The 24,136-nt window shown below is 58.7% G+C and carries 24 protein-coding genes and 1 pseudogene; 13 read left to right on the top strand and 12 right to left on the bottom strand.

What is annotated here, in order from left to right; genetic code table 11:
* Nucleotides 1-115 precede the first annotated feature (115 nt).
* From sdaA to pabB, 3 genes are all read right to left on the bottom strand, one after another.
* Nucleotides 116-1,480, bottom strand: a complete 1,365-nt coding sequence (sdaA, locus tag HMPREF3096_RS20475) for an L-serine ammonia-lyase (RefSeq protein ID WP_004151445.1) — start codon at nucleotides 1,478-1,480, stop codon at nucleotides 116-118.
* Nucleotides 1,481-1,642: 162 nt separating this feature from the next.
* Nucleotides 1,643-2,221, bottom strand: coding sequence for a CoA pyrophosphatase (locus HMPREF3096_RS20470; RefSeq protein ID WP_008804292.1), 579 nt, complete (start codon nucleotides 2,219-2,221; stop codon nucleotides 1,643-1,645).
* Between the two features lie 3 nt (nucleotides 2,222-2,224).
* Nucleotides 2,225-3,589: an aminodeoxychorismate synthase component 1 gene (pabB, locus tag HMPREF3096_RS20465; protein WP_064144081.1), complete on the bottom strand. Its 1,365-nt coding sequence runs from the start codon at nucleotides 3,587-3,589 to the stop codon at nucleotides 2,225-2,227.
* Between the two features lie 88 nt (nucleotides 3,590-3,677).
* Here pabB and HMPREF3096_RS20460 point away from each other — a divergent pair, with 88 nt between their 5' ends.
* Entirely contained in the window at nucleotides 3,678-3,881 is a 204-nt protein-coding gene (locus HMPREF3096_RS20460) for a YoaH family protein (protein WP_008804294.1), read from the top strand.
* Here the strand turns inward: HMPREF3096_RS20460 and HMPREF3096_RS20455 are convergent, their stop codons facing one another.
* Nucleotides 3,882-4,226 (bottom strand): RidA family protein, encoded by a 345-nt coding sequence (locus tag HMPREF3096_RS20455; protein ID WP_002910910.1) that lies wholly within the window; start codon nucleotides 4,224-4,226, stop codon nucleotides 3,882-3,884.
* Nucleotides 4,227-4,357: 131 nt separating this feature from the next.
* On the opposite strand from HMPREF3096_RS20455, the gene HMPREF3096_RS20450 reads away from it, so the two are divergent.
* The 5 genes from HMPREF3096_RS20450 (at nucleotide 4,358) to rnd (ending at nucleotide 10,817) form a co-directional block, all read left to right on the top strand.
* Nucleotides 4,358-6,268, top strand: coding sequence for an ATP-dependent DNA helicase (locus tag HMPREF3096_RS20450; RefSeq protein ID WP_008804295.1), 1,911 nt, complete (start codon nucleotides 4,358-4,360; stop codon nucleotides 6,266-6,268).
* 145 nt (nucleotides 6,269-6,413) lie between these two features.
* Nucleotides 6,414-7,109, top strand: coding sequence for a tRNA (adenosine(37)-N6)-threonylcarbamoyltransferase complex dimerization subunit type 1 TsaB (gene tsaB / locus HMPREF3096_RS20445; protein WP_008804296.1), 696 nt, complete (start codon nucleotides 6,414-6,416; stop codon nucleotides 7,107-7,109).
* A 38-nt stretch (nucleotides 7,110-7,147) separates the two neighbouring features.
* The gene (locus HMPREF3096_RS20440) at nucleotides 7,148-7,729 is read left to right on the top strand and encodes a Slp family lipoprotein (protein WP_008804297.1); all 582 of its coding nucleotides are present in this window, start codon (nucleotides 7,148-7,150) and stop codon (nucleotides 7,727-7,729) included.
* A 205-nt stretch (nucleotides 7,730-7,934) separates the two neighbouring features.
* A complete protein-coding gene (fadD, locus tag HMPREF3096_RS20435) occupies nucleotides 7,935-9,620 on the top strand; it encodes a long-chain-fatty-acid--CoA ligase FadD (RefSeq protein WP_032701002.1) in 1,686 nt (561 codons plus the stop codon).
* An 81-nt stretch (nucleotides 9,621-9,701) separates the two neighbouring features.
* On the top strand, nucleotides 9,702-10,817 hold the full coding sequence (gene rnd, locus HMPREF3096_RS20430; RefSeq protein ID WP_162823071.1) for a ribonuclease D: 1,116 nt from the start codon (nucleotides 9,702-9,704) through the stop codon (nucleotides 10,815-10,817).
* Nucleotides 10,818-10,893: 76 nt separating this feature from the next.
* Here the strand turns inward: rnd and minE are convergent, their stop codons facing one another.
* From minE to minC, 3 genes are read right to left on the bottom strand one after another with little or no spacing between them, the layout of a single operon-like run.
* Nucleotides 10,894-11,163: a cell division topological specificity factor MinE gene (gene minE / locus HMPREF3096_RS20425; RefSeq protein ID WP_004103270.1), complete on the bottom strand. Its 270-nt coding sequence runs from the start codon at nucleotides 11,161-11,163 to the stop codon at nucleotides 10,894-10,896.
* A 3-nt stretch (nucleotides 11,164-11,166) separates the two neighbouring features.
* The gene (gene minD / locus HMPREF3096_RS20420) at nucleotides 11,167-11,979 is read right to left on the bottom strand and encodes a septum site-determining protein MinD (RefSeq protein ID WP_008804300.1); all 813 of its coding nucleotides are present in this window, start codon (nucleotides 11,977-11,979) and stop codon (nucleotides 11,167-11,169) included.
* A gap of 23 nt (nucleotides 11,980-12,002) precedes the next feature.
* Nucleotides 12,003-12,704 (bottom strand): septum site-determining protein MinC, encoded by a 702-nt coding sequence (minC, locus tag HMPREF3096_RS20415; protein WP_008804301.1) that lies wholly within the window; start codon nucleotides 12,702-12,704, stop codon nucleotides 12,003-12,005.
* A 126-nt stretch (nucleotides 12,705-12,830) separates the two neighbouring features.
* On the opposite strand from minC, the gene HMPREF3096_RS20410 reads away from it, so the two are divergent.
* The 3 genes from HMPREF3096_RS20410 to HMPREF3096_RS20400 all read left to right on the top strand — a co-directional run bounded on the left by HMPREF3096_RS20410 (nucleotide 12,831) and on the right by HMPREF3096_RS20400 (nucleotide 14,329).
* Nucleotides 12,831-13,112, top strand: coding sequence for a YcgL domain-containing protein (locus tag HMPREF3096_RS20410; protein ID WP_004203320.1), 282 nt, complete (start codon nucleotides 12,831-12,833; stop codon nucleotides 13,110-13,112).
* 16 nt (nucleotides 13,113-13,128) lie between these two features.
* On the top strand, nucleotides 13,129-13,788 hold the full coding sequence (locus HMPREF3096_RS20405; RefSeq protein ID WP_012967776.1) for a fumarylacetoacetate hydrolase family protein: 660 nt from the start codon (nucleotides 13,129-13,131) through the stop codon (nucleotides 13,786-13,788).
* Nucleotides 13,789-13,882: 94 nt separating this feature from the next.
* Complete coding sequence (locus HMPREF3096_RS20400) at nucleotides 13,883-14,329, top strand: YcgN family cysteine cluster protein (RefSeq protein WP_008804304.1); 447 nt, start codon at nucleotides 13,883-13,885, stop codon at nucleotides 14,327-14,329.
* Nucleotides 14,330-14,337: 8 nt separating this feature from the next.
* Here HMPREF3096_RS20400 and HMPREF3096_RS20395 read toward each other — a convergent pair whose 3' ends face one another.
* The 3 genes from HMPREF3096_RS20395 to nhaB all read right to left on the bottom strand — a co-directional run bounded on the left by HMPREF3096_RS20395 (nucleotide 14,338) and on the right by nhaB (nucleotide 17,042).
* Nucleotides 14,338-14,682 carry a TehB family protein gene (locus HMPREF3096_RS20395; protein WP_022065914.1) on the bottom strand — a complete coding sequence of 115 codons (345 nt, stop codon included), beginning with the start codon at nucleotides 14,680-14,682 and terminating at the stop codon, nucleotides 14,338-14,340.
* Between the two features lie 150 nt (nucleotides 14,683-14,832).
* Nucleotides 14,833-15,363 (bottom strand): disulfide bond formation protein DsbB, encoded by a 531-nt coding sequence (dsbB, locus tag HMPREF3096_RS20390; protein WP_008804305.1) that lies wholly within the window; start codon nucleotides 15,361-15,363, stop codon nucleotides 14,833-14,835.
* Between the two features lie 128 nt (nucleotides 15,364-15,491).
* Complete coding sequence (nhaB, locus tag HMPREF3096_RS20385; RefSeq protein ID WP_032735956.1) at nucleotides 15,492-17,042, bottom strand: sodium/proton antiporter NhaB; 1,551 nt, start codon at nucleotides 17,040-17,042, stop codon at nucleotides 15,492-15,494.
* Nucleotides 17,043-17,290: 248 nt separating this feature from the next.
* Between nhaB and fadR the strand changes: the two genes are divergently transcribed.
* Nucleotides 17,291-18,010, top strand: a complete 720-nt coding sequence (gene fadR, locus HMPREF3096_RS20380) for a fatty acid metabolism transcriptional regulator FadR (protein WP_012541278.1) — start codon at nucleotides 17,291-17,293, stop codon at nucleotides 18,008-18,010.
* A 74-nt stretch (nucleotides 18,011-18,084) separates the two neighbouring features.
* Here the strand turns inward: fadR and HMPREF3096_RS20375 are convergent, their stop codons facing one another.
* Nucleotides 18,085-19,617 carry a SpoVR family protein gene (locus HMPREF3096_RS20375; protein ID WP_004203310.1) on the bottom strand — a complete coding sequence of 511 codons (1,533 nt, stop codon included), beginning with the start codon at nucleotides 19,615-19,617 and terminating at the stop codon, nucleotides 18,085-18,087.
* An 88-nt stretch (nucleotides 19,618-19,705) separates the two neighbouring features.
* On the opposite strand from HMPREF3096_RS20375, the pseudogene HMPREF3096_RS31015 reads away from it, so the two are divergent.
* The 3 genes and pseudogenes from HMPREF3096_RS31015 to dadX form a co-directional block, all read left to right on the top strand.
* Nucleotides 19,706-19,840, top strand: a pseudogene (locus tag HMPREF3096_RS31015) (hypothetical protein); the annotation flags it as partial.
* Nucleotides 19,841-19,938: 98 nt separating this feature from the next.
* Nucleotides 19,939-21,237, top strand: a complete 1,299-nt coding sequence (locus tag HMPREF3096_RS20370; RefSeq protein WP_064144083.1) for a D-amino acid dehydrogenase — start codon at nucleotides 19,939-19,941, stop codon at nucleotides 21,235-21,237.
* Between the two features lie 9 nt (nucleotides 21,238-21,246).
* Complete coding sequence (gene dadX / locus HMPREF3096_RS20365; protein ID WP_048330463.1) at nucleotides 21,247-22,317, top strand: catabolic alanine racemase DadX; 1,071 nt, start codon at nucleotides 21,247-21,249, stop codon at nucleotides 22,315-22,317.
* A 16-nt stretch (nucleotides 22,318-22,333) separates the two neighbouring features.
* On the opposite strand, the gene HMPREF3096_RS20360 is transcribed toward dadX, so the two are convergent.
* On the bottom strand, nucleotides 22,334-24,067 hold the full coding sequence (locus tag HMPREF3096_RS20360) for a potassium/proton antiporter (protein WP_008804311.1): 1,734 nt from the start codon (nucleotides 24,065-24,067) through the stop codon (nucleotides 22,334-22,336).
* Between the last annotated feature and the right edge of the window lie 69 nt (nucleotides 24,068-24,136).

The raw sequence follows: 24,136 nt of genomic DNA, 5'->3' as shown, positions 1-24,136 counted from the left end.
GAATATCGCCAGGTATAGAAAAAAGAAAATGCGCCGTTGAAGGCGCATCAGGGAGATTTCAGTCACCAGGGTTATCCCCCTGCGCGCTTTGCGGGCGCAGGGGGGGACGAACAGTTTAGTCACACTGAACTTTAATCGCCAGGCCGCCGCGGGAGGTTTCGCGGTACTTGGCGTTCATGTCTTTACCGGTTTCGTACATGGTCTCGATCACTTTGTCGAGCGAGACGCGCGGTTCGCTGGTACGGCGCATCGCCATTCGCGCGGCGTTGATTGCCTTGACGGAGGCGATGGCGTTACGTTCAATGCATGGCACCTGCACCTGGCCGGCGACCGGGTCGCAGGTCAGGCCGAGGTTGTGTTCCATGCCGATCTCCGCCGCCACGCAAACCTGTTCCGGGCTGGCGCCGAGCAGTTCAGCCAGGCCCGCCGCCGCCATCGAGCAGGCAACGCCCACTTCACCCTGACAGCCGACTTCCGCCCCGGAAATGGAGGCATTCATCTTGTACAGCGCGCCGATCGCCCCGCAGGCCATAAAGTAGCGGATATAAATTTCCGGGCTGACGGATTCGATAAAGTGGTCGTAATAGGCGAGTACCGCCGGAACGATGCCGCAGGCGCCGTTGGTCGGCGCGGTCACCACGCGACCGCCGGCGGCGTTCTCTTCATTGACCGCCAGTGCGAACATATTGACCCAGTCAACGACATTCATTGGATCGCTGGAGAGCTTATCGCTGGCCACCAGCAGACGACGCAGCGCCGAGGCGCGACGCGGCACGCGCAGCGGACCAGGCAGCACGCCTTCGGTGTTCATCCCGCGGTCGATACAGGCGCGCATGGTCTGCCAGACGTTGGCGAAATAGTCCTCGATCTCTTTTTTGCTGTGCAGCGCCAGCTCGTTTTGCATCACCATCCCGGAGAGCGACAGGCCGGTCTCTTTACAATACGCCAGCATTTCCTGCGCCGATTTAAACGGGTAGGGCACCTGCAATTCGTTGGCGTTTTCTTTGCCGAAGTGCTCTTCATCGACGATAAAGCCGCCGCCAATCGAGTAATAGGTCTTGCAGTAGATCTCTTTCTCGCCGGCCCAGGCATGAATGGTCATGCCGTTTTCGTGCAGCGGCAGGTTGTCGCTGCGAAAACGCATGCCGTCATCCGCCGGGAAGTCGACCTCGTGCTGGCCGTTGGCCAGCAGCAGTCGGCCGCGCGCCTCGACGTCACGGATAAATGCCGGGATCGCGTCAATATCGACCGTATCGGGCTGATTGCCCGCCAGTCCCATGATAATGGCGATGTCCGTATGGTGGCCTTTGCCGGTTAATGACAGCGAGCCGTAGACGTCAACCGCCACTCGGGTCACCGCATTAAGCAATCCTTTTTCGACCAGGTCATCGACGAACTGTTTACCGGCCTTCATCGGGCCAACAGTGTGGGAAGATGAGGGACCAATCCCCACCTTGAACATGTCGAATAGACTAATCACGATAATACTCCTGACAGGGTTACCGCGGGTGCGGTAACGATGTAATAACTGCGCATAGTGTAAGAGGGAAGCGCGCTGCCAGTTGAACTATTCACATGAATTAAACTAATGGATAACCGCGATTTTACTAATAGTGAGAGCGCTCTCTCATAAACAGTATAGCTAAGGTCGAGCGCCAATTTGCAGCGCCAGTTCGCGAATGATCCCGGCGGTCATTCCCCAGACAAAATAATGCTGGTACCAGGAGAGCCAGACGCGGTGGTCGTTACCCCGACGGTGGATGTCGAGCGGATGGTAGCGCCCCAGGCGCAGGGCTTCGGCGAGCGGCATTTCAAATACCGCTGAGACTTCGTCCTGACTGGCGTGATAGTGCAGATTGGGGGGAATAATGCCCACCACCGGCGTCACCTGAAAACCGGTGACGCTGTCCACCGGCGGCAGAACACCGATCACCTCGACGGCTTCCGGCGGGATCGCGACCTCTTCCTGGGCTTCGCGCAGGGCGGCGGCGATAAGCGTCGCATCGGTATTATCTACCGCGCCGCCGGGAAAGGCGACCTGACCGGCGTGCTTGCGCAGCAACGGCGAACGCTGGGTCAGCAGCAGGCCGGGCTGCGGCCGGCGCACGATCGGCACCAGCACCGCCGCCTGCCGCTGATTGAGCGCATGGCGCGAAGGCTGGGGGCGCAGCAGCTGGAAGCGGGACAGAAAATCATCCAGATTGAGGGCGTGGTCCGCCATGGTCTAGTTCTCCAGTTGGTGCAGGATACGATTAACTTTATCAAAAGTTTCCTGATATTCCGCATCTTCCTCGCTGTCCGCGACGATACCGCCTCCAGCGGAGCAATACAGTTGCCCCTGCCAGGCCGTCAGGGTGCGAATGGTGATGCTGGTATCCATATTGCCGCAATAGCTCAGGTAGCCAATGCTCCCGCACCAGGCGTTACGTCGCTGAGGTTCCAGTTCATCGATAATCTCCATCGCCCGGACCTTCGGGGCGCCAGTGATAGATCCCCCGGGGAAGGCGGCGCGCAGCAGATCGCTGGCATGCAGCGTCGCCGGTAAGCGGGCGGTGATGGTGCTGACCAGATGATGGACCGCCGGGAACGGCTCCACCACGAACAGCTCGGGGACCCGCACGCTGCCCGGCACGGCGACGCGGCCGATGTCGTTGCGCATCAGGTCGACAATCATTAAATTCTCGGCGCGGTCTTTCGGGGAGTTCGCCAGCTTCTCAGCCTGCCGCGCATCTTCCTGCGGCGAATCGAGCCGCGGCAGAGTACCTTTTATCGGGCGCGTCTGGATCTCTCCCTGGCGCAACTGAATAAATCGCTCCGGCGACAGGCTTAAAATCGCCCCTTCCTCGAGGCGAATAAAGGCGCTAAAGGGGGCGCGGTTGGCAACGTTCAGCTGGCGGAAGGCCTGCCATTCATCACCGACGTAGCGGGCCTGAAAACGCTGGGCGAGGTTGACCTGATAGCAGTCGCCGCTGTGCAGATAGGCCTGCACCTGGCGAAATTTCTCGCCGTACTGCTGGCGGCTCATATTTGACTGCCAGGCAGAGGTCAGGGCGAAAGGTTTCATCGCCGGACGGGATTGCGCCTGCAGCCACTGCAGCCACTGCAGGCGCTGCTGCGGATCGTCATAGCTGAGCAGCGAAATTTGCTGGCGCTGATGGTCGACAATCAGCGCCCAGTCATAGATCCCCACCGCCATATCCGGCAGCGCGATATCGGCCTGGGCGTGCGAAGGGAGACGCTCAAAGCGACGGCCCAGATCGTACCCGAATAGTCCCAGCGCGCCGCCAAGAAACGGCAGATCGTCATGGGGCTGCGGCGTGAACGGCTGACGATCCAACTGCTGTTGAAGCAGTTGCAGCGGATCTTCCGCGGAGACAAAAGCGGTTTCGCCGTCATCGACCCACGTCTGTTCACCGCGCGTCAGCAGCGTGGCGCGCGGGGCAGCCACCAGAATATCAAAGCGGTTATGCGGATGGTCGGCAAAGCCGGAATGCAGCAGCATCGCCCAGGGCAGGGCGCTTAACGGCGCAAAATAGTGTTCGGCCGCATCCGGGCGCCAGGGCAGGGTAATAATCGCGGGGGACAACATCTTTCTCGATCCTGAACGTTGCCGTCCCTCTGGCGTAGGCGGGGACGGCGTGAAATAATTACGCCCCACAATGTAGCAGGAGTAAAAGATGTTTGCAGGTTTACCTTCGCTGAGCCACGAGCAACAGCAAAAAGCGGTCGAACGTATCCATGAGCTAATGGCCCAGGGGATGAGCAGCGGCCAGGCGATTGCCCTGGTGGCGGAAGAGCTGCGCGCAACGCATACCGGCGAGCAGATCGTCGCGCGCTTTGAAGATGAGGATGAAGATCAAGACGAAGATGAGGACGACTAATTACACCGCGGCGATAATTTTGATCTCAACTTTATACTGCGGGTTCATCAGCGTCGCTTCCACCGTGCAGCGCACCGGGGCGTGACCGGCCACCACCCACGCGTCCCAGGCTTTATTCATCGCCGCAAAGTCGCTTTTATCGGCGAGGAAGATGGTGGCGTCAAGAATACGCGACTTGTCGCTGCCCTGTTTTTCCAGCACCGCGTCAATCTGCGCCAGGGTATTGGCGGTCTGCTCGAAGGCGTCGGCATCAAGATTTGCCGGCACGCCGGTGTAGTACAGGGTCTGGTTGTGGATCACCACGTCTGACCAACGGGCTTCGGCATCAATACGCGTAATTGTCATTTCTTTTTCCTCTTTGAGCATTCCATTCGGCTGCGGCAAGACTGCCATAATGTTCCGCTCGCGTCACTACCTGGACTGGCGAAACGCCGTCCTCCCTGACATAATCACTGTCCAAATAACCAGGGGGCAATGTGATCGACGATTTTGCAGCAGACGGCCAGTTAGCCAAAGCCATACCGGGATTTAAGCCGCGCGAGCCGCAGCGCCAGATGGCGAAAGCGGTGAGCGAAGCGATTGAGGCCTCCCGACCGCTGGTGGTGGAAGCGGGGACCGGAACCGGTAAAACCTACGCTTACCTGGCGCCTGCGCTGCGGGCGAAAAAAAAGGTGATTATCTCCACCGGCTCGAAAGCGCTGCAGGATCAGCTCTATAGCCGCGATCTGCCCACCGTCGCCAAGGCGCTCAAATTCACCGGTAAACTGGCGCTGCTTAAAGGGCGCTCCAACTACCTGTGCCTTGAACGTCTTGAGCAGCAGGCGCTGGCGGGCGGCGATCTGCCGGTACAAACCCTCAGCGATGTGATCCTCCTGCGCTCCTGGTCGAATCAAACCCAGGATGGCGATATCAGCACTTGCGCCAGCGTCGCGGAAGACTCCCAGGCCTGGCCGCTGGTCACCAGCACCAACGATAACTGTCTCGGTAGCGACTGCCCACTGTATAAAGATTGCTTCGTGGTGAAGGCGCGTAAAAAAGCGATGGACGCCGACGTGGTGGTGGTCAACCATCACCTGTTCCTGGCCGATATGGTGGTCAAAGAGAGCGGCTTTGCCGAGCTGATCCCCGAGGCGGAAGTGATGATCTTCGATGAAGCCCATCAGTTGCCGGATATCGCCAGTCAGTACTTTGGTCAGTCGCTCTCCAGCCGCCAGCTGCTGGATCTGGCGAAAGACATCACCATTGCCTACCGCACCGAACTGAAAGACACCCAGCAGTTGCAAAAATGCGCCGACCGGCTGGCGCAAAGCGCTCAGGATTTTCGCCTGCAGCTGGGGGATCCCGGCTATCGCGGCAACCTGCGCGAACTGCTGGCGGATAGCCACATTCAGCGCGCGCTGCTGCTGCTCGATGACGCGCTCGAGCTATGCTATGACGTCGCCAAACTTTCGCTGGGCCGCTCGGCGCTGCTCGATGCCGCCTTTGAGCGCGCCACCCTCTATCGCGGGCGCTTAAAGCGGCTGAAAGAGATTAACCAGCCGGGCTACAGCTACTGGTATGAGTGCACCTCGCGCCACTTTACTCTCGCCCTGACGCCGTTGACCGTGGCCGAGAAGTTTAAAGAGGTGATGGCGCAGAAGTCGGGGAGCTGGATCTTTACCTCGGCGACGCTGTCAGTGAACGACGATCTGCATCACTTCACTGCCCGGCTGGGGATCGACGAGGCGCAGTCCCTGTTGCTGCCGAGCCCCTTTGATTATCAACATCAGGCGCTGCTCTGCGTGCCGCGCAATCTGCCGCTGCCGAACCAGCCTGGCGCGGCGCGCCACCTGGCGGCGATGCTCAAGCCGCTGATCGAGGCCAACGACGGTCGCTGCTTTATGCTGTGTACCTCGCACGCCATGATGCGCGATCTGGCGGAGCAGTTCCGCGCCACCATGACGCTACCGGTGTTGCTGCAGGGGGAAACCAGCAAAGGCCAACTGCTGCAGCAATTCGTCAGCGCCGGCAACGCCCTGCTGGTGGCCACCAGCAGCTTCTGGGAAGGGGTCGACGTGCGCGGTGATGCGCTGTCGCTGGTGATTATCGATAAGCTGCCGTTTACTTCGCCGGACGACCCGCTGCTGAAAGCGCGCATGGAAGATTGTCGGCTGCGCGGCGGCGATCCGTTCGATGAAGTACAGCTCCCGGAAGCCGTCATCACCCTCAAACAGGGGGTGGGGCGTCTGATCCGCGATATCGACGATCGCGGGGTGCTGGTGATCTGCGACAACCGGCTGGTGATGCGCCCCTACGGCGCGGTGTTCCTGGCCAGCCTGCCGCCCGCGCCGCGGACCCGCGATATCCGCCGGGCGGTGCGCTTCCTCGCCGTGCCGCCGGCAAGGTAATCCGCACTAAAATGTGTTAAGCTGCGCGCCATTTTGTTAATTAGCGGTTCCCAATAGACTTCGGGCGGCATGGCGGCGGGTTGGCCGTTTGCCGGAAAACAGGCTGCCTGAAGGCCTGAACTATGTAACGAGAGCGTGACCACCCATGCGAATTTTGGCTATCGATACCGCCACAGAGGCCTGCTCCGCGGCGCTGTGGAATGATGGCACCCTTAGTGCTCATTTCGAAATTTGTCCCCGCGAACATACCCAACGTATCCTGCCGCTGGTGCAGGAGGTCCTCACCGAGAGCGGCGCCACACTGACCGAGCTGGACGCGCTGGCCTTTGGCCGCGGTCCGGGTAGCTTTACCGGCGTGCGCATCGGCATCGGTATCGCTCAGGGGCTGGCGCTGGGCGCTGAGCTGCCAATGATCGGCGTTTCGACGCTGGCCACCATGGCGCAGGGCGCCTGGCGCAAAACCGGCGCCACCCGCGTGCTGGCGGCCATTGACGCGCGAATGGGCGAAGTCTACTGGGCCGAGTACCAGCGTGACGAGCAGGGCGTCTGGCATGGCGAAGAGACGGAAGCGGTGCTCAAACCGGAAGCGGTAGCCGAACGGCTGGCACAGCTTTCCGGCGAATGGGCCACCGTCGGCACCGGATGGCAGGCGTGGCCGGATCTGGCGAAAGCGAGCGGACTGACCTTAAGCAGCGGCGAAATTGAACTGCCGGCGGCGGAGGATATGCTGCCGTTAGCCTGTTACCTGCTGGCGGCGGGGAAAACCGTGGCCGTGGAGAAAGCGGAGCCGGTTTATTTGCGAAACGAGGTGGCGTGGAAGAAACTTCCAGGCCGCGAGTGAATCTCAGTAACAAGAAGACTGAGAAAAGGAGTCGCATCATGGCGGGTCAAAAACAGGGCGTTCGCTGGCTGTTAGCCGCGGCGGTTGCCGTTGCGCTAAGCGGCTGCGTGTCAGTGCCGGATGCCATCAAAGGCACCAGCCCTACGCCGCAGCAGGATTTAGTGCGGGTGATGAACGCCCCGCAGCTGTACGTTGGCCAGGAAGCACGCTTTGGCGGCAAAGTGGTCAATGTGCAGAACCAGCAGGGTAAAACCCGCTTAGAAATCGCCACCGTACCGCTGGACAGCGGCGCACGGCCTGTGCTGGGCGAACCGTCTCGTGGGCGGATCTATGCCGACGTTAACGGCTTCCTCGATCCGGTCGACTACCGCGGCCAGCTGGTCACCGTGGTCGGGCCGATTGCCGGCGTGGTCGACGGCAAAGTGGGCAGCACGCCGTATAAATTTATGCTGATGAACGCCATCGGTTACAAACGCTGGAACGTGGTGCAGCAGGTGGTGATGCCCCCGCAGCCCATCGATCCGTGGATGCTGGGTCCGCGCCCCTGGGGTTACGGCTATGGCGGCTGGGGCTGGTACAACCCCGGCCCTGCTGAGGTGAGAAACGTCGTAACCGAATGATTCTGTTGTTTATGTTAGTTCAAAGAAACAGCGGCCGGTCCGCTGTTTCTTTGTTTTCATTCGAATAAGAAAAAAAATAGTGACGCGCTTCGCAACCTGCTCATTGCCTAATTAATAAACTGGTACGCTGAGTTAATATAATGTTAACAAAATGTATTTACCAGGGGCTGTGATGACGACGAATAACTATTTCAGAGGTGATGCAGTGAAAAAGGTTTGGCTAAACCGTTATCCCGCAGATGTTCCTGCGGAGATAAACCCTGACCGCTATCAATCCCTGGTTGAACTGTTTGAGCATGCCACCACCCGCTACGCTGACCAACCGGCGTTTATCAATATGGGTGAAGTGATGACCTACCGTAAGCTGGAAGAGCGTAGTCGCGCCTTTGCCGCTTACCTTCAGGAGGGGTTAGGATTACAGAAGGGCGATCGCGTGGCCCTGATGATGCCTAACCTGCTGCAGTATCCGGTGGCTCTGTTTGGCATCCTGCGCGCCGGGATGATCGTGGTCAACGTCAACCCCTTGTATACCCCGCGTGAACTGGAGCATCAGCTCAACGACAGCGGCGCGGCGGCGATCGTCATCGTCTCCAACTTTGCCCATACCCTGGAAAAAGTGGTGGCGAAAACTCAGGTTAAGCACGTGATCCTGACGCGCATGGGCGATCAGCTCTCCACCGCCAAAGGCACGCTGGTGAACTTCGTGGTCAAGTACATCAAGCGACTGGTGCCGAAGTACCACCTGCCGGATGCCATCTCGTTTCGCAGCGCGCTGCAGCATGGCTACCGCATGCAGTACGTGAAGCCGGAGATCGTTGCGGAAGATCTGGCGTTTCTGCAGTACACCGGGGGCACCACCGGCGTGGCCAAAGGGGCGATGCTGACCCACCGCAACATGCTGGCGAACCTCGAGCAGGTCAATGCCACCTACGGCCCGCTGCTGCATCGCGGCAAAGAGTTCGTGGTGACCGCGCTGCCGCTGTATCACATTTTCGCCCTGACCATGAACTGCCTGCTGTTTATCGAACTGGGCGGGCAAAATTTGCTGATCACCAACCCACGCGACATTCCCGGGCTGGTGAAGGAGCTGGCGAAATATCCCTTTACCGCCATGACCGGGGTCAATACCCTGTTCAACGCCTTGCTGAACAACAAAGAGTTTCAGCAGCTTGATTTCTCCTCGCTGCACCTGTCCGCCGGCGGTGGGATGCCGGTGCAGCAGGCGGTGGCCGAGCGCTGGGTAAAACTGACCGGACAATATCTGCTGGAGGGCTACGGCCTGACCGAATGTTCGCCGCTGGTCAGCGTCAACCCGCACGATATCGACTACCACAGCGGCAGCATTGGCCTGCCGGTGCCTTCCACTGAAGCCAAACTGGTGGACGACGACGATAACGAAGTGGCGCCGGGTCAGCCGGGCGAGCTCTGTATCAAGGGGCCGCAGGTGATGCTGGGCTACTGGCAGCGTCCTGACGCGACGGATGAGATTATCAAAGACGGCTGGTTGCACACCGGGGACATCGCGGTGATGGATGAAGAGGGATTCCTGCGCATCGTTGACCGGAAAAAAGATATGATCCTGGTGTCGGGTTTTAACGTCTATCCGAATGAAATCGAAGATGTGGTCATGCAGCACAGCGGCGTCCTCGAAGTGGCGGCCATCGGCGTGCCGTCCGGCAGCAGCGGTGAAGCGGTGAAGATTTTCGTGGTCAAGAAAGAGGCCGCGCTAACCGAAGAGGCGCTGATTACGTTCTGCCGCCGCCATCTCACCGGCTACAAAGTGCCGAAGCTGGTGGAATTCCGTGACGAACTGCCGAAATCCAATGTCGGGAAAATTTTGCGGCGAGAACTGCGTGACGAAGCGCGCGCTAAAGTGGACAATAAAGGCTAAGTAACGAATGAGTCGCCTGACGCCGGCTACGCCGGCGTTTTTTATGGGCGCAAGTTAAGAGAGTATGCTTTGAACTATCAGATGATCACCACCGACGATGGCCTGCGCGCTGTCTGCGAAGCGGCAAGCGCGGCCTCCGCCGTCGCTCTGGATACGGAATTTGTCCGTACCCGTACCTACTATCCGCAGCTGGGCCTGCTGCAGCTGTTCGACGGCACCCAGGTCTCTCTGATCGATCCCTTGACGATTAGCGACTGGGCGCCGATGCGCGAGCTGCTGCTCAACCAGGATGTGACTAAATATCTGCATGCCGGTAGCGAGGATTTAGAAGTCTTCCTCAATGCGTTCAACCTGATGCCGCAGCCGCTGATCGACACCCAGATCCTGGCGGCGTTCTGCGGCCGCCCGATGTCCTGGGGCTTTGCCTCTATGGTGGAAGAATATTCCGGAGTGGCGCTGGATAAAAGTGAATCCCGCACCGACTGGCTGGCGCGCCCGCTGACCGAGCGTCAGTGTGAATACGCCGCAGCTGACGTCTGGTACCTGTTGCCGATCGCCAGCCAATTAATGGCGGAGACCGACCGCGCAGGCTGGCTATCGGCGGCGCTGGACGAATGTCGTCTGATGCAGCAGCGTCGTCAGGAGGTGGTTGACCCGGCCGAGGCCTGGCGCGACATCGGCAACGCCTGGCAGCTGCGTACCCGCCAGCTGGGCTGCCTGCAGCTGCTGGCAGAGTGGCGTCTGCGCAAAGCGCGTGAGCGCGACCTGGCGGTGAACTTTGTGGTGCGGGAAGAGCATCTGTGGAGCGTGGCGCGCTATATGCCCACCAGCCTCGGCGAGCTCGACAGCCTCGGGTTGTCCGGCAGTGAAATTCGCTTTCACGGCAAAACGTTGATTAATCTGGTCGAGAAAGCCCAGGCGCTGCCGGAGTCGGCCCTGCCGGCGCCGCTGCAGAACCTCATTGACATGCCGGGTTACCGCAAAGCCTTTAAAGATATTAAAGCGCTGGTGCAGGAAGTGAGCGCCGATAAGGGCGTGAGCGCGGAACTGCTGGCCTCGCGTCGGCAGATCAACCAGCTGCTGAACTGGCACTGGCAGTTGAAAACGCAAGCCGGTGAGCCTGAGCTGATTTCCGGCTGGCGTGGCGAACTGATGGCCGGGCGGCTGAAGTCGCTGTTAAACGACTATCCGCGTTAACGAACGGCCAGTTCCAGGCAATAAAAAACCGGCGGCGCAGGGCGTTGCCGGTTTTTTTCGGGGCGGAACAACAGGGTCAGGGTTTCGACTCTTCCGTTTCGGGTAGGGTCACGTTCAGCTCAAGAATCGAAATATCACCATCCCGCTGCTCCAGCTGCACGCTGACCATCTCCGGGTCGATCTGCACGTATTTACAGATCACTTCCAGAATATCTTTGCGCAACTGCGGCAGGTAATGCGGCTCCGCGTCGCCGCGGCGACGCTCGGCGACGATGATTTGCAGGCGTTCTTTCGCAATATTAGCCGTGTTCTTTTTTCGCGAGAGAAAAAAGTCGAGTAAAGCCATAATTTATCCTCCGAACAGGCGTTTGAGGAATCCTTTCTTCTCTTCTTCAATGAAGCGGAAAGGGCGTTCTTCTCCGAGCAGACGTTCAACGGTATCGGCATAGGCTTTGCCTGCGTCCGACGCGGCATCCAGAATCACGGGCTCACCCTGGTTGGATGCGCGCAGAACTGACTGGTCTTCCGGGATCACGCCCACCAGGTTGATGCGCAGAATTTCCAGCACGTCTTCCATGCTCAGCATATCGCCTTTATTGACGCGGCCTGGATTGTAGCGGGTCAGCAGTAAATGCTCTTTGATCGGCTCTTCGCCATTTTCCGCACGACGGGATTTCGAAGCGAGAATGCCAAGGATACGGTCGGAGTCGCGAACGGAGGAGACTTCCGGGTTGGTGGTGATGATGGCTTCATCAGCAAAATAGAGCGCCATCAGCGCACCGGTTTCGATACCTGCCGGTGAATCACAGACGATGAAATCGAAGTCCATTTTCTTCAGTTCTTCGAGAACTTTGTCGACGCCTTCGCGGGTCAGGGCGTCTTTATCCCGGGTCTGAGAGGCCGGGAGAATGTAGAGATTTTCCGTGCGCTTATCTTTGATCAGCGCCTGGTTCAACGTGGCATCGCCCTGGATGACGTTGACAAAATCATAAACGACGCGACGTTCGCAGCCCATAATCAGATCGAGGTTACGCAGGCCGATGTCGAAGTCGATAACGACGGTTTTCTTTCCCTTCTGGGCCAAACCTGTAGCGATGGCCGCGCTGGAGGTGGTCTTGCCAACGCCCCCTTTACCCGAAGTCACAACAATAATGCGTGCCATAGAAATTCCTTGTTAAAAAGGGATTAATTCAACGGTTGAACTGTCAAAGCGCTTTCACCTAAACGCAGGCGTGCCGCTTTGCCATAAAATTCGGCCGGGATGTTATCGCTCAGCCAATATTCCCCGGCGATGGAGACCAGCTCCGCCGCAAGGTGGGTACAAAATATCTGGGCGTCTCTGTCGCCACCGGCGCCTGCCAGCGCGCGTCCTCGCATCATGCCATATACATGGATATTGCCGTCAGCGATAAGTTCCGCACCGGCACTCACATGATTTGTAACAATAAGATCACAGTGTGGCGCATAAATGCGCTGACCGGAACGTACCGGCTGATCAATCAAACGCGTTTTTGTGATCTGGTTAGCAACTGGCGGCGGCGGAGGGGTGGGTTCGGACGGTGCCGGACGAGGGGCTTTCTCTTTCCCTTCGGTTAATAACGGGATCCCGGCGCGATCGATTTCGGTTTTCAGGCGCGGGATTTTGCATCCGCTGACGCCCATAATGCGTAAACCGGTCGCGGCGATGGCCTCGTTAATGGCGCGCCATTCGACCTCCTCCTCCACGCTGGCGATATTCACCACCACCGGCGCATGGCGTAAAAAGGCGGGAGCCTGGGCGATTTTGTCTTCTAACGCCTGACGAATAACCTCGGGATTTGCATCGTGCAAATGAACGACAGATAACGTGAAGCTACTGCCTTTAAGTTCGATTGGCGTATTTGACATCCTGGCCTTACTCAATTTGCTGTTTATCAACCGCAGAAGTGCGGTGATATTCCGAAGACTAAAAGGCATGTTATAGTCACTCATATATTGAGGCAAGTGACCACGGGTCTAATTCCGAGTAAAACTATGTTTTGTGTGATCTATCGAAGTACTAAACGTGAACAAACCTATTTATACGTCGAAAAAAAAGACGATTTCTCACGCGTTCCTGACGAGCTAATGCGCGGCTTCGGCACGCCGCAAATGGCGATGCTGCTGCCGCTGGATGGGCGCAAAAAGCTGGTTAACGCCGACCTGGAAAAAGTGAAACAGGCGTTGAGCGAGCAGGGCTATTACCTGCAACTTCCCCCGCCATCTGAAAATCTACTAAAGAAACACCTGGCGGAACAGGGGAAACAATCCGATTAACCCACGAGGGAAAATAATGTACCAACATCATAACTGGCAGGGTGCGCTACTGGATTATCCAGTGAGCAAAGTGGTTTGCGTCGGCAGTAATTATGCAAAACACATCAAGGAAATGGGCAGTGCGACGCCGGAAGAGCCGGTGCTGTTTATTAAACCTGAGACCGCGCTGTGCGATCTCCGTCAGCCGTTGGTGCTTCCTGAAGGGCTGGGCTCAGTGCACCACGAAGTCGAGCTGGCGGTGCTGATCGGCAGCACGCTGCGTCAGGCGACGGAAGAGCATGTGCAGAAAGGGATCGCCGGCTATGGCGTCGCGCTGGATCTCACCCTGCGCGACCTGCAGGCTAAGATGAAAAAGGCCGGGCAACCGTGGGAGAAGGCGAAAGGCTTCGATAACGCCAGTCCAATCTCCGGCTTTATCCCGGCCGCTGAGTTCCACGGCGACCCGCAGAATACGCCGTTAAGCCTGAAGATTAACGGTGAAGTGCGCCAGCAGGGAACCACAGCCGACATGATCCATAAGATTGTGCCGCTGATCGCCTATATGTCGCGCTTCTTTACCCTCAAAGCCGGGGATGTGATCCTCACCGGCACCCCGGAAGGGGTGGGGCCGCTGCATAGCGGTGACGAACTGGAAGTTGGCTTCAACGGCCTGTCGCTCACCACCCGCGTGCTGTAAGCGCTGCTTGCCGCCTCTTGGGGCGGCAAAACTTGCATCGGCGTGCCAGACTGGTTATAAGGTGCACCCTTAACTGGCAACGACGGACACTCCGATGAGCGAACAACCTTTCTGGCAACAAAAAACACTGGATGAAATGACCGACGCGGAGTGGGAATCGCTGTGTGACGGCTGCGGCCAGTGTTGCCTGCACAAGCTGATGGATGAAGACACCGATGAGATCTACTTCACCAACGTCGCCTGCCGTCAGCTTAATATCAAAACCTGCCAGTGCCGTAACTACGAACGTCGCTTCGAGTACGAGCCAGACTGCATCAAGCTTACCCGCGAAAACCTGCCAACCTTCGAATGGCTGCCGCCGACCTGCGCCTATCGCCTGCTGGCGGAGGGCAAATCGCTGCCGGCCTGGCATCCGCTGCTGACCGGCTCAAAAGCGGCGATGCATGGCGAACGCATCTCTGTTCGCCATATTGCGGTGCCCGAGTCCACCGTCGTCGACTGGCAGGATCATATCCTCAATCTGCCTGACAGGGCGCGTTAAGCGCCGGATCACGCTTTCTTCGCGTGAAACAGCCCGTTTTCACCGTCGGTTTCTTCGGCCACCCAGAAGTGAATATTGAAGCGGGCGTCGTCACTGAGTTCGACGCGGTGCCAGTACTGCGGCGGACTGGTGGCAAACTGTCCGGCATGAATGACCACTTTCTTTTCCGGCTCCGTCGCCTGCTCATCGGCAAAACCGTAATAGGTGACCGTTCCCTCCATGACGCACAGCTGACCGAAGACGCCGGCCGCGGTGTTGTGATGGCTCAGCAGGGCGGCGGGGACATTCTCTTTAGTAAAGAACGGGGTGGAGCGTTTAACTTTCCAGTCTGCGGGGATCAGTAAAGATGACATGTGAGCTCCTGTGGGGCTTTAAAAGATGTATTTAATATGCACCTTTTAGGGGCTGTGGTCAACCACAGGCAGGAAACGATGCAACGATGCGCAGCAGACATAAAAAAACGCCCCGCAGGGCGTTTCATTGTGTGCGGTACTCGCAGCGGCTTAGCGGCCAAACAGATCGCGTTTTTTCGCTTTGAAAGGCTGAGCAATGATCACCAGGATGGCGACCAGCAGATAGGCAGCAAAAATACCGACCAGCCATTGCGGCATCTCCAGCGACAGAAATTGCCACTGACGCACTGAACAGTCGCCGGACGCGACGAAAACCTGCGGCAGCCATTTATCCAGCGGCAGCCAGGTTGGGAAGCGGGCGGCGAAATCACAGGTCTGGAACGGCGAAGGGTGCAGCTGGATCATCGTATGCTCCCACGCCAGCTGCAGTCCACGTATTGCGCTGTACAACCAGATCACCATGGCGACATAGCGCAGCGGCGTTTTGGGGGCGATGGCGCCGACCAGCCCCGCGCCCATGATGCCGAACAGCGCGCAGCGTTCGTAAATACACATCACACACGGCTGCAGCAGCATCACATGCTGGAACCACAGCGCAACGAGTTCGAGAATAAAAGCGGTTAATGCCATCAGGAGCCAGGCACCGCGTCCCCTTGAGCACTGGTTTAAATATTGCAACATAATCATTTCCCTGGAAGATGCTAAATCATGGCAGTGTAAACGAAAACCGAACCGACGCCAGCGGCCCGGCAGAAAATATTACGTAACGGGTTATTGAATGGCCCGGATGAATCCGGGCCAGGATCGGGTCAGGGCAGCGTGGGCGTGGTCACCCAGCCGTGCGCCAGTAGCCAGTTGGTGACCGGCATCAAGGTGAACTCGACGCACAGCAGGCCGACCAGCGTCAGTACGAGAGTGTAGGGCAGCGCCATCCATACCATGCGGCCATAGGAGAGTCGGATAAGCGGCGCCAGCGCGGAGGTCAGCAGGAACAGGAATGCCGCCTGGCCGTTGGGGGTGGCGACCGACGGCAGGTTGGTGCCGGTATTGATCGCCACCGCCAGCATCTCAAACTGCGGCAGGCTGATAACGCCATGTTCGAGGGCGGTTTTCGCTTCGTTAATGTAGACCGTGCCGACAAAAACGTTATCCGAAATGGACGACAGCAGGCCGTTAAACAGGTAAAAGAGCGACAGCTGCGCGTGCGGCGAGGCCTGCAGCACAAACTCAATGACCGGGGTGAACAGCTGCTGGTCGATGATCACCGCCACAATGGCAAAGAACACCGTCAGCAGCGCGGTGAAGGGCAGCGCCTCGGTGAACGCCTTGCCAATGGCGTGCTCATCAGTCACCCCGGAAAACGTGGTGGCGAGGATGATCACCGACAGGCCAATGAGCCCGACTTCGGCCAGATGAAAGGCGAGGGCGACGATCAGCCAGACACCAATCACCGCCTGGGCCAGCAGCCGCAGCTGCTCCTGACGGCTGCGCTGGGCGCGGCTGCGGTCGTCAAAGTCCTGCAGCACCTTCCGTACCGTGGGCGGCAGCGGTTCGCCGTAGCCAAACAGGCGATACTTTTCGACCAGCAGGCAGGTCAACAGCCCACACACCATCACCGGCACGGTGACGGGCGCCATGCGGATAAAGAACTCGCCAAAATGCCAGCCCGCCGCTTTGGCGATAATCAGATTTTGCGGTTCGCCAACCATGGTCATGACTCCGCCGAGGGCGGTCCCGACGCCGGCGTGCATCATCAGGCTGCGCAGAAAGCCGCGGAATTGCTCCAGCACCTCGCGGTAGTGCTGCTCGATATGGCTGTCGTCCAGCAGATCGTTATCATCAGGGCGAGCTGAAGCGACGCGGTGGTAGATGCCGTAGAACCCAACGGCGACGCTAATCACCACCGCCACCACGGTAAGCGCATCGAGAAAGGCGGAGAGGAAGGCGGCCGCCAGGCAGAAGGCCAGCGACAGCAGCATCTTGCTGCGGATCCCCAGCAGCAGGCGCGTGAAGACGAACAGCAGCAGTTGTTTCATAAAGTAGATGCCCGCGACCATGAAGATCAGCAGGAGCAGCACTTCAAGGTTGCCGGCGATCTCGTCCCGCACATGCGTCGGGCTGGTCATGCCGATCAGCAGCGCCTCAATGGCCAGCAGGCCGCCCGGCAGCAGCGGATAGCACTTCAGCGCCATGGCGAGGGTAAAGATAAACTCAACCACCAGCAGCCAGCCGGCGACAAACGGCGCCACGGCAAACACCAGCGGGTTTACGATTAAGAAAATGATTAATGCCAGCTTGTACCAGTCCGGCGACTGGCCAAGAAAATTGCGCCACAGCGCGCGGCCATATGAAATTTCCACGACAGAATCCTTCCCCGTCAATTAGTACATGATTTTGTGCGTAACTATTGGCAAGAGTATCAGTTGAGCAAAATGAGAAGCAACTTTCTTCGCACCGCGGCGGCGGTGACGGGTGATAAGGAAAAGCGCAAAGTAAAAACGGAAAATGAAACGGCGATCCCTTTTTAATTCACTTGCGATGCTATCTGCGCTATAGCGGCTCTGGTATGATGAGTGCAATTGCAACAATGTGTAATGGAAATATTATTATGGTCATTAAGGCGCAGAGCCCTGCGGGTTTCGCGGAAGAGTATATCATTGAGAGCATCTGGAATAACCGCTTCCCACCTGGATCGATTCTCCCCGCTGAACGCGAGCTTTCTGAGCTGATCGGTGTCACCCGCACCACTCTGCGCGAAGTGTTGCAGCGTCTGGCGCGTGACGGCTGGTTGACCATTCAGCATGGCAAACCCACCAAAGTGAATAACTTCTGGGAGACCTCCGGGCTGAATATCCTCGAAACGCTGGCACGCCTTGATCACGACAGCGTGCCGCAGCTGATTGATAACCTGCTCTCCGTGCGCACCAATATTTCCACGATTTTTATTCGCACCGCGTTCCGTCAGCATCCGGATAAAGCGCTGGCGGTACTGGACAGCGCCCGGGAAGTGGAAGATCACGCCGACGCCTTTGCCGACCTCGATTACAACATTTTCCGTGGTCTGGCGTTTGCCTCCGGCAACCCGATTTACGGCCTGATCCTCAACGGCATGAAGGGGCTGTATACCCGCATCGGCCGCCACTATTTCTCCAGTCCGGAAGCGCGCAGCCTGGCGCTGGGCTTTTATCATCAGCTGGCGAAGGTGTGCGAAGGCGGTCTGCACGATCAGGTGTATGAGCTGGTCCGTCGCTACGGCCATGACAGCGGGGAGATCTGGCATCGGATGCAGAAATCGCTGCCCGGCGATTTAGCCATGAATATGCGTTAAGCCGGATATTGGCGATCGATAAACACAATAAGGGGGCCAGTGGCCCCCTTCGTCGTTTTCATCGTCCCGCAATGTTATAGCGCGTTCGGGCGCGCCGGGCAGCGGTCCAGCAGCTCAATGCTGCCGTCGGCGTTCTGCTGCTCCAGCAGCACATCGAATCCCCACAGACGATGCACATGTTTCAGCACTTCGCGCCGGCCTTTGTCCAGCGGGACGCGGTTGTGTGGCACATAGCGCAAGGTCAGCGAGCGGTCGCCGCGCAGGTCAACGTTCCATACCTGGATGTTCGGCTCAAGATTGCTGAGGTTATACTGCGCCGAGAGCTTGTTGCGGATCTCGCGATAGCCCTCTTCGTTGTGGATCGCCGAGATCTCGAGATAATTGTTGTGATCGTCGTCGAGCACGGTAAAGAAGCGGAAATCGCGCATGATCTTCGGCGACAGGAACTGGCTGATAAAGCTCTCGTCCTTGAAATCACGCATGGCGAAATGCAATGTTTCCAGCCAGTCAGAACCGGCGATATCCGGGAACCAGTACTTGTCCTCTTCGGTGGGCGACTGACAGATGCGCTTGATGTCCTGGAACATGGCGAAGCCCAGCGCGTAGGGGTTAATCCCGCTATACCACGGACTGTTGTACGGCGGCTGGAACACCACGTTAGTGTGACTATGGAGAAACTCCAGCATAAAGCGCTCCGTCACTTTCCCTTCATCATAGAGATGGTTGAGGATGGTGTAGTGCCAGAAGGTGGCCCACCCCTCGTTCATCACCTGGGTCTGTTTCTGCGGGTAGAAATACTGGCTGACTTTACGCACGATGCGCAGGATCTCGCGCTGCCACGATTCGAGCAGCGGGGCGTTCTTCTCCATAAAGTACAGCAGGTTCTCCTGCGGTTCGGAAGGGTAGCGACGGGCGGACTCAATCGCTTTTTCTTCCTCGCGCTTCGGCAGGGTGCGCCACAGCATATTCACCTGGCTTTGCAGATACTCTTCCCGGCTTTTCTGCCGCGCTTTCTCCTCCTGCAAGGAGATTTTTTGCGGACGTTTATAGCGGTCGACGCCGTAGTTCATCAGCGCGTGGCAGGAGTCGAGGAGTTTCTCCACTTCGTCGACACCATAGCGCTCTTCACACTCGGTAATGTATTTGCGGGCGAAGATCAGGTAATCGATGATCGAGCTGGCGTCGGTCCAGCTGCGAAACAAATAGTTATTTTTAAAGAATGAGTTGTGCCCATAGCAGGCGTGCGCCATGACCAGCGCCTGCATGGTGATGGTGTTTTCTTCCATCAGGTAGGCGATACAGGGGTTGGAGTTGATGACTATCTCATACGCCAGGCCCTGCTGGCCGTGCTTATAGGCCTGCTCGGTCTCAATGAATTTCTTGCCGAACGACCAGTGCGGATAGTTGATGGGCATGCCGACGCTGGAGTAGGCGTCCATCATCTGCTCGGAAGTAATGACTTCGATCTGGTGCGGGTAGGTGTCAAGACGATAGAGCTTGGCGACCCGGTCCACTTCGGCCAGGTAGGTCTCCAGTAACTCGAACGTCCAGTCGGGTCCATCGCTTAAACGGGTGGTGTCCCTGTTCATGGAGTCAATCGTAGCCATTAGCGCGCCCTCGTTGTTGTTGGTTTTCTCTGAACGGAAAACCTCTAAACAAGCATAGAACACCGGATGGCAAACTGTATCGTCAGACAATTTCTTTTCTTCGCGATTTCCCCATCTCAAAGCCGTTTTTTGCGCTTATTTACAGAATTTAATGCTGGGTAAAAATAAAGCGCAGCATGAGATCGTAAATCTCGCAGCGCAGGGCTGGTGCGGTTTGCTGTGAGTTAAGTCACCATAAATAAAGCGTATGTTGAATAATATTTTCAACTGAGTTATCAATTTGTAATTAGATGATTGTTCTTTAACTGTTACGGAGTCGCTATGCGTGTCGTCATACTGGGAAGTGGAGTGGTTGGGGTAGCCAGCGCGTGGTATTTGAGTCAGGCGGGTCATGAGGTGACGGTTATCGACCGTCAGCCCGGTCCGGCAGAGGAGACCAGCGCGGCCAACGCCGGGCAGATTTCTCCCGGCTATGCGGCGCCCTGGGCGGCGCCGGGGGTGCCGCTGAAGGCGATCAAATGGATGTTTCAGCGCCATGCGCCGCTGGCGATCGGTCTTGACGGCACGTCGTTCCAGCTGAAGTGGATGTGGCAGATGCTGCGTAACTGCGACACCCGCCACTATATGGAGAACAAAGGCCGTATGGTGCGCCTGGCGGAGTACAGCCGCGACTGCCTGAAAGCGCTGCGCGACACCACCGGCATTCAGTATGAAGGGCGTCAGGGCGGGACGCTGCAGCTGTTCCGGACCGCCAAACAGTATGAAAATGCCACCCGCGACATCGCGGTGCTGGAAGACGCCGGCGTGCCGTACCAGCTGCTGGAAGCGAAGCGGCTGGCGGAGGTGGAGCCGGCACTGGCGGAAGTCAGCCATAAACTGACCGGCGGCCTGCGCCTGCCCAACGATGAAACCGGCGACTGCCAGCTGTTTACCACCCGTCTGGCGGCAATGGCGGAACAGGCCGGGGTCACTTTCCGCTTCAACACCGCAGTGGACGCCCTGCTACAGGAGGGCGATCGCATTGCCGGGGTGAAATGCGGCGATGAGATTATCAAGGGCGATGCCTATGTGATGGCCTTCGGCTCCTACTCAACGGCGATGCTTAAAGGGCTGGTGGATATACCGGTCTATCCCCTGAAAGGCTACTCATTGACCATTCCGATTGCCCAGGAGGACGGCGCGCCGGTTTCCACTATCCTTGATGAAACATACAAAATCGCTATTACCCGCTTCGATCAGCGCATTCGCGTCGGCGGCATGGCCGAGATTGTCGGTTTTAACAAAGCGCTGCTGCAGCCGCGTCGCGAAACCCTGGAGATGGTGGTGCGCGATCTGTTCCCGCGCGGCGGCCACGTGGAGCAGGCGACGTTCTGGACTGGCCTGCGGCCGATGACACCGGACGGCACGCCGGTGGTCGGCCGCACGGCGTATAAAAATCTGTGGCTCAACACCGGCCACGGCACGCTTGGCTGGACCATGGCCTGCGGCTCCGGGCAGCTTATCAGCGATCTGATCTCCGGGCGCACGCCGGCGATCCCTTACGACGATCTGGCGGTCGCCCGCTACAGCCCCGGGTTCACCCCGGTGCGTCCGCAGCATCTGCATGGCGCACACAACTAAGGAGCTTGCATGACCCGTCCGGTAGTGGCCAGCATCGACCTGCTGGCCTTGCGGCAGAATTTACAGATAGTGCGTCGCGCGGCCCCCGGGTCGCGCCTGTGGGCGGTGGTCAAAGCCAACGCCTATGGCCACGGCGTTGCGCGCGTATGGAGTGCGTTAAGCGGGGCGGATGGTTTCGCCTTGCTCAACCTGGAAGAGGCGATCCTGCTGCGCGAGCAGGGCTGGAAAGGTCCGATCCTGCTGCTGGAGGGCTTCTTCCATGCCGATGAGCTGGCGGTGCTCGATCAATATCGCTTAACCACCAGCGTCCACAGCAACTGGCAGATTAAGGCGCTGCAGCAGGCGAAGCTGCGCGCGCCGCTGGATATCTATCTCAAGGTGAACAGCGGTATGAACCGGCTGGGCTTTATGCCGGAGCGGGTGCATACCGTCTGGCAGCAGCTGCGGGCGATAAGCAACGTCGGCGAGATGACGCTGATGTCGCACTTCGCGGAGGCGGAGAACCCACAGGGGATTGTCGAGCCGATGCGCCGTATTGAACAGGCGGCGGAGGGGCTGAATTGCCCGCGCTCGCTGGCCAACTCGGCGGCGACCCTCTGGCATCCGGAAGCGCATTTTGACTGGGTGCGTCCGGGCATCGTGTTGTATGGCGCGTCGCCTTCCGGGCAGTGGCAGGACATCGCGAACACCGGGCTGAAGCCGGTCATGACGCTGCGCAGCGAAATCATCGGCGTGCAGAACCTGCGCCCCGGCGAGGCGATTGGCTATGGCGGCCTGTACCGCACCACCCAGGAGCAGCGGATCGGCATCGTCGCCTGCGGCTATGCCGATGGCTATCCGCGGGTGGCGCCGAGCGGCACGCCGGTGCTGGTGGATGGCGTACGCACCACTACCGTTGGACGCGTATCGATGGATATGCTGGCGGTCGATTTAACGCCTTGTCCGCAGGCCGGGATCGGCGCGCCGGTCGAGCTGTGGGGCAAAGAGATTAAAATCGACGACGTGGCGGCCAGCAGCGGCACCGTCGGCTATGAGCTGATGTGCGCCCTGGCGCCGCGGGTGCCGGTTGTGACCCTGTAACCTATTCCGGGGCGGATCACTCCGCCTCGTCTTCCGCGACCCGCACCCCGACCTTCAGCACGTGATCGTTCTCTTTTTCTGCCACCGTCCACACCATCCCGGCGAACTCCACCTGGTCGCCCACCACCGGCGCCGCGCCCAACAGCTGCTGCACCACTTCCCCGAGCGACTGCTGATGCTCGCGGAACTCCTCTCCGCCATCGAGGCCGTAGATTTGCGCCACATCGGCGAAGCGGGCCTCGGCATCAAGAATAAAGTCGCCGAAAAAGCGCTGATCGAGCGCCACCGGCGGCGACTGGCTGAACATTTTGCCCAGCGCCGGCAGGTCGTGCTCCCGACCAATGACGCACAGGATATCGCCTTCCCGCAGGCGGGTGCTGCCGGTGGGGTGCAGCAGGGCATTGTTGCGAAACAGCGCCGCAATCCGCGTCTCCGGCGGCATATGCAGATCGCGCAGCGCCGCGCCGATGCACCACTTATCGGCGCCCAGCTGATAGACAAACTGCTCCCACGGGTTTTCCGGGTGAATATCCAGCCCGACGCGGGAGATGGGCCAGCTGATGGGCGGCACCACCACTTTGGCTTTCTTCGCCGCCCACGACAGCGAAGTGCCCTGCAGCAGCAGCGACACCAGCACCACGAAGAAGGCGACATTGAAGAACAAGCGGGCGTTGTCCAGCCCGGCCATCATCGGGAACACCGCGAGAATGATGGGCACCGCGCCGCGCAGGCCAACCCAGCTGATAAACACCCGTTCGCGCAGGTTAAAGCCGCGAAACGGCAGCAGGCCGGCAAACACCGACAGTGGGCGGGCAATGAAAATCATCCACATCGACAGCAGCAGCGCCGGGATGGCGATCGGCAGCAGGTCGGATGGCGTCACCAGCAGGCCCAGCACCAGGAACATGGCAATCTGCGCCAGCCATGCCAGGCCGTCGAAGTTCTGCAGGATCCCGTGTCGGTTGCGGATCGGCCGGTTGCCCAGCAGAAAGCCGCAGAGATAGACGGCAAGGATACCGCTGCCGTCGAGGGTGGTGGTGACGGCAAAAATCATGATCCCGCCGCTCAGCGCCAGCAGCGGATAGAGCCCGGCGGGCAGCACGATACGGTTGATCATCTGCAGCAGCAGGTAGCCGCCGCCGAGGCCGATGGCGATCCCGAGACCAAACTGCTGGATGATATGCACGGCGAACATCCAGCTGAGGCCGGTCTGGTGCTGCTGGATCATTTCGATCAGGGTGATGGTCAGGAAGACGGCCATCGGGTCGTTACTGCCTGACTCAATCTCCAGCGTTGAGCCGACGCGCTCGTTGAGCCCCTTGCCGCCGAGCAGCGAGAAAACCGCCGCAGCGTCGGTGGAGCCGACAATGGCGCCGATCAGCAGGCCTTCGATCATATCCAGCTTGAACAGCCAGGCCGCCATCATCCCGGTCAGCGCCGAGGTGATCAGTACCCCGACCGTCGCCAGCGATAGCGCGGGCCATAGTGCGACGCGAAAGGAGCTGGCCTGGGTGCGCATCCCGCCGTCCAGCAGGATCACCGCCAGCGCCAGGTTACTCACCATATAGGCGAAGGGGTAGTTGTCGAAGGGGATGCCACCGATGCCGTCAATGCCTGCCAGCATCCCGATGGCCAGAAAGATGACCAGAATCGGGATGCCAAGGCGCGAAGAAAAGGAGCTCAATAAGATACTGCAGGTTACTAAAACAGAACCCAGAATAAACAGACTAATGACCGCAGCGGCGTCCAATGTTCACGTACTCCCTGACTGGCGTGAAAAAATGGCTAAAAGTGACACTATTTTAACAATTCGCAGGGG

The sequence above is a fragment of the Klebsiella sp. HMSC25G12 genome (assembly GCF_001807705.1).
Taxonomy (GTDB): Bacteria; Pseudomonadota; Gammaproteobacteria; order Enterobacterales; family Enterobacteriaceae; genus Klebsiella; species Klebsiella variicola.
The sequence above is the reverse complement of the archived record's forward strand: the minus strand, read 5'-3'. Positions and strand labels throughout refer to the sequence as shown.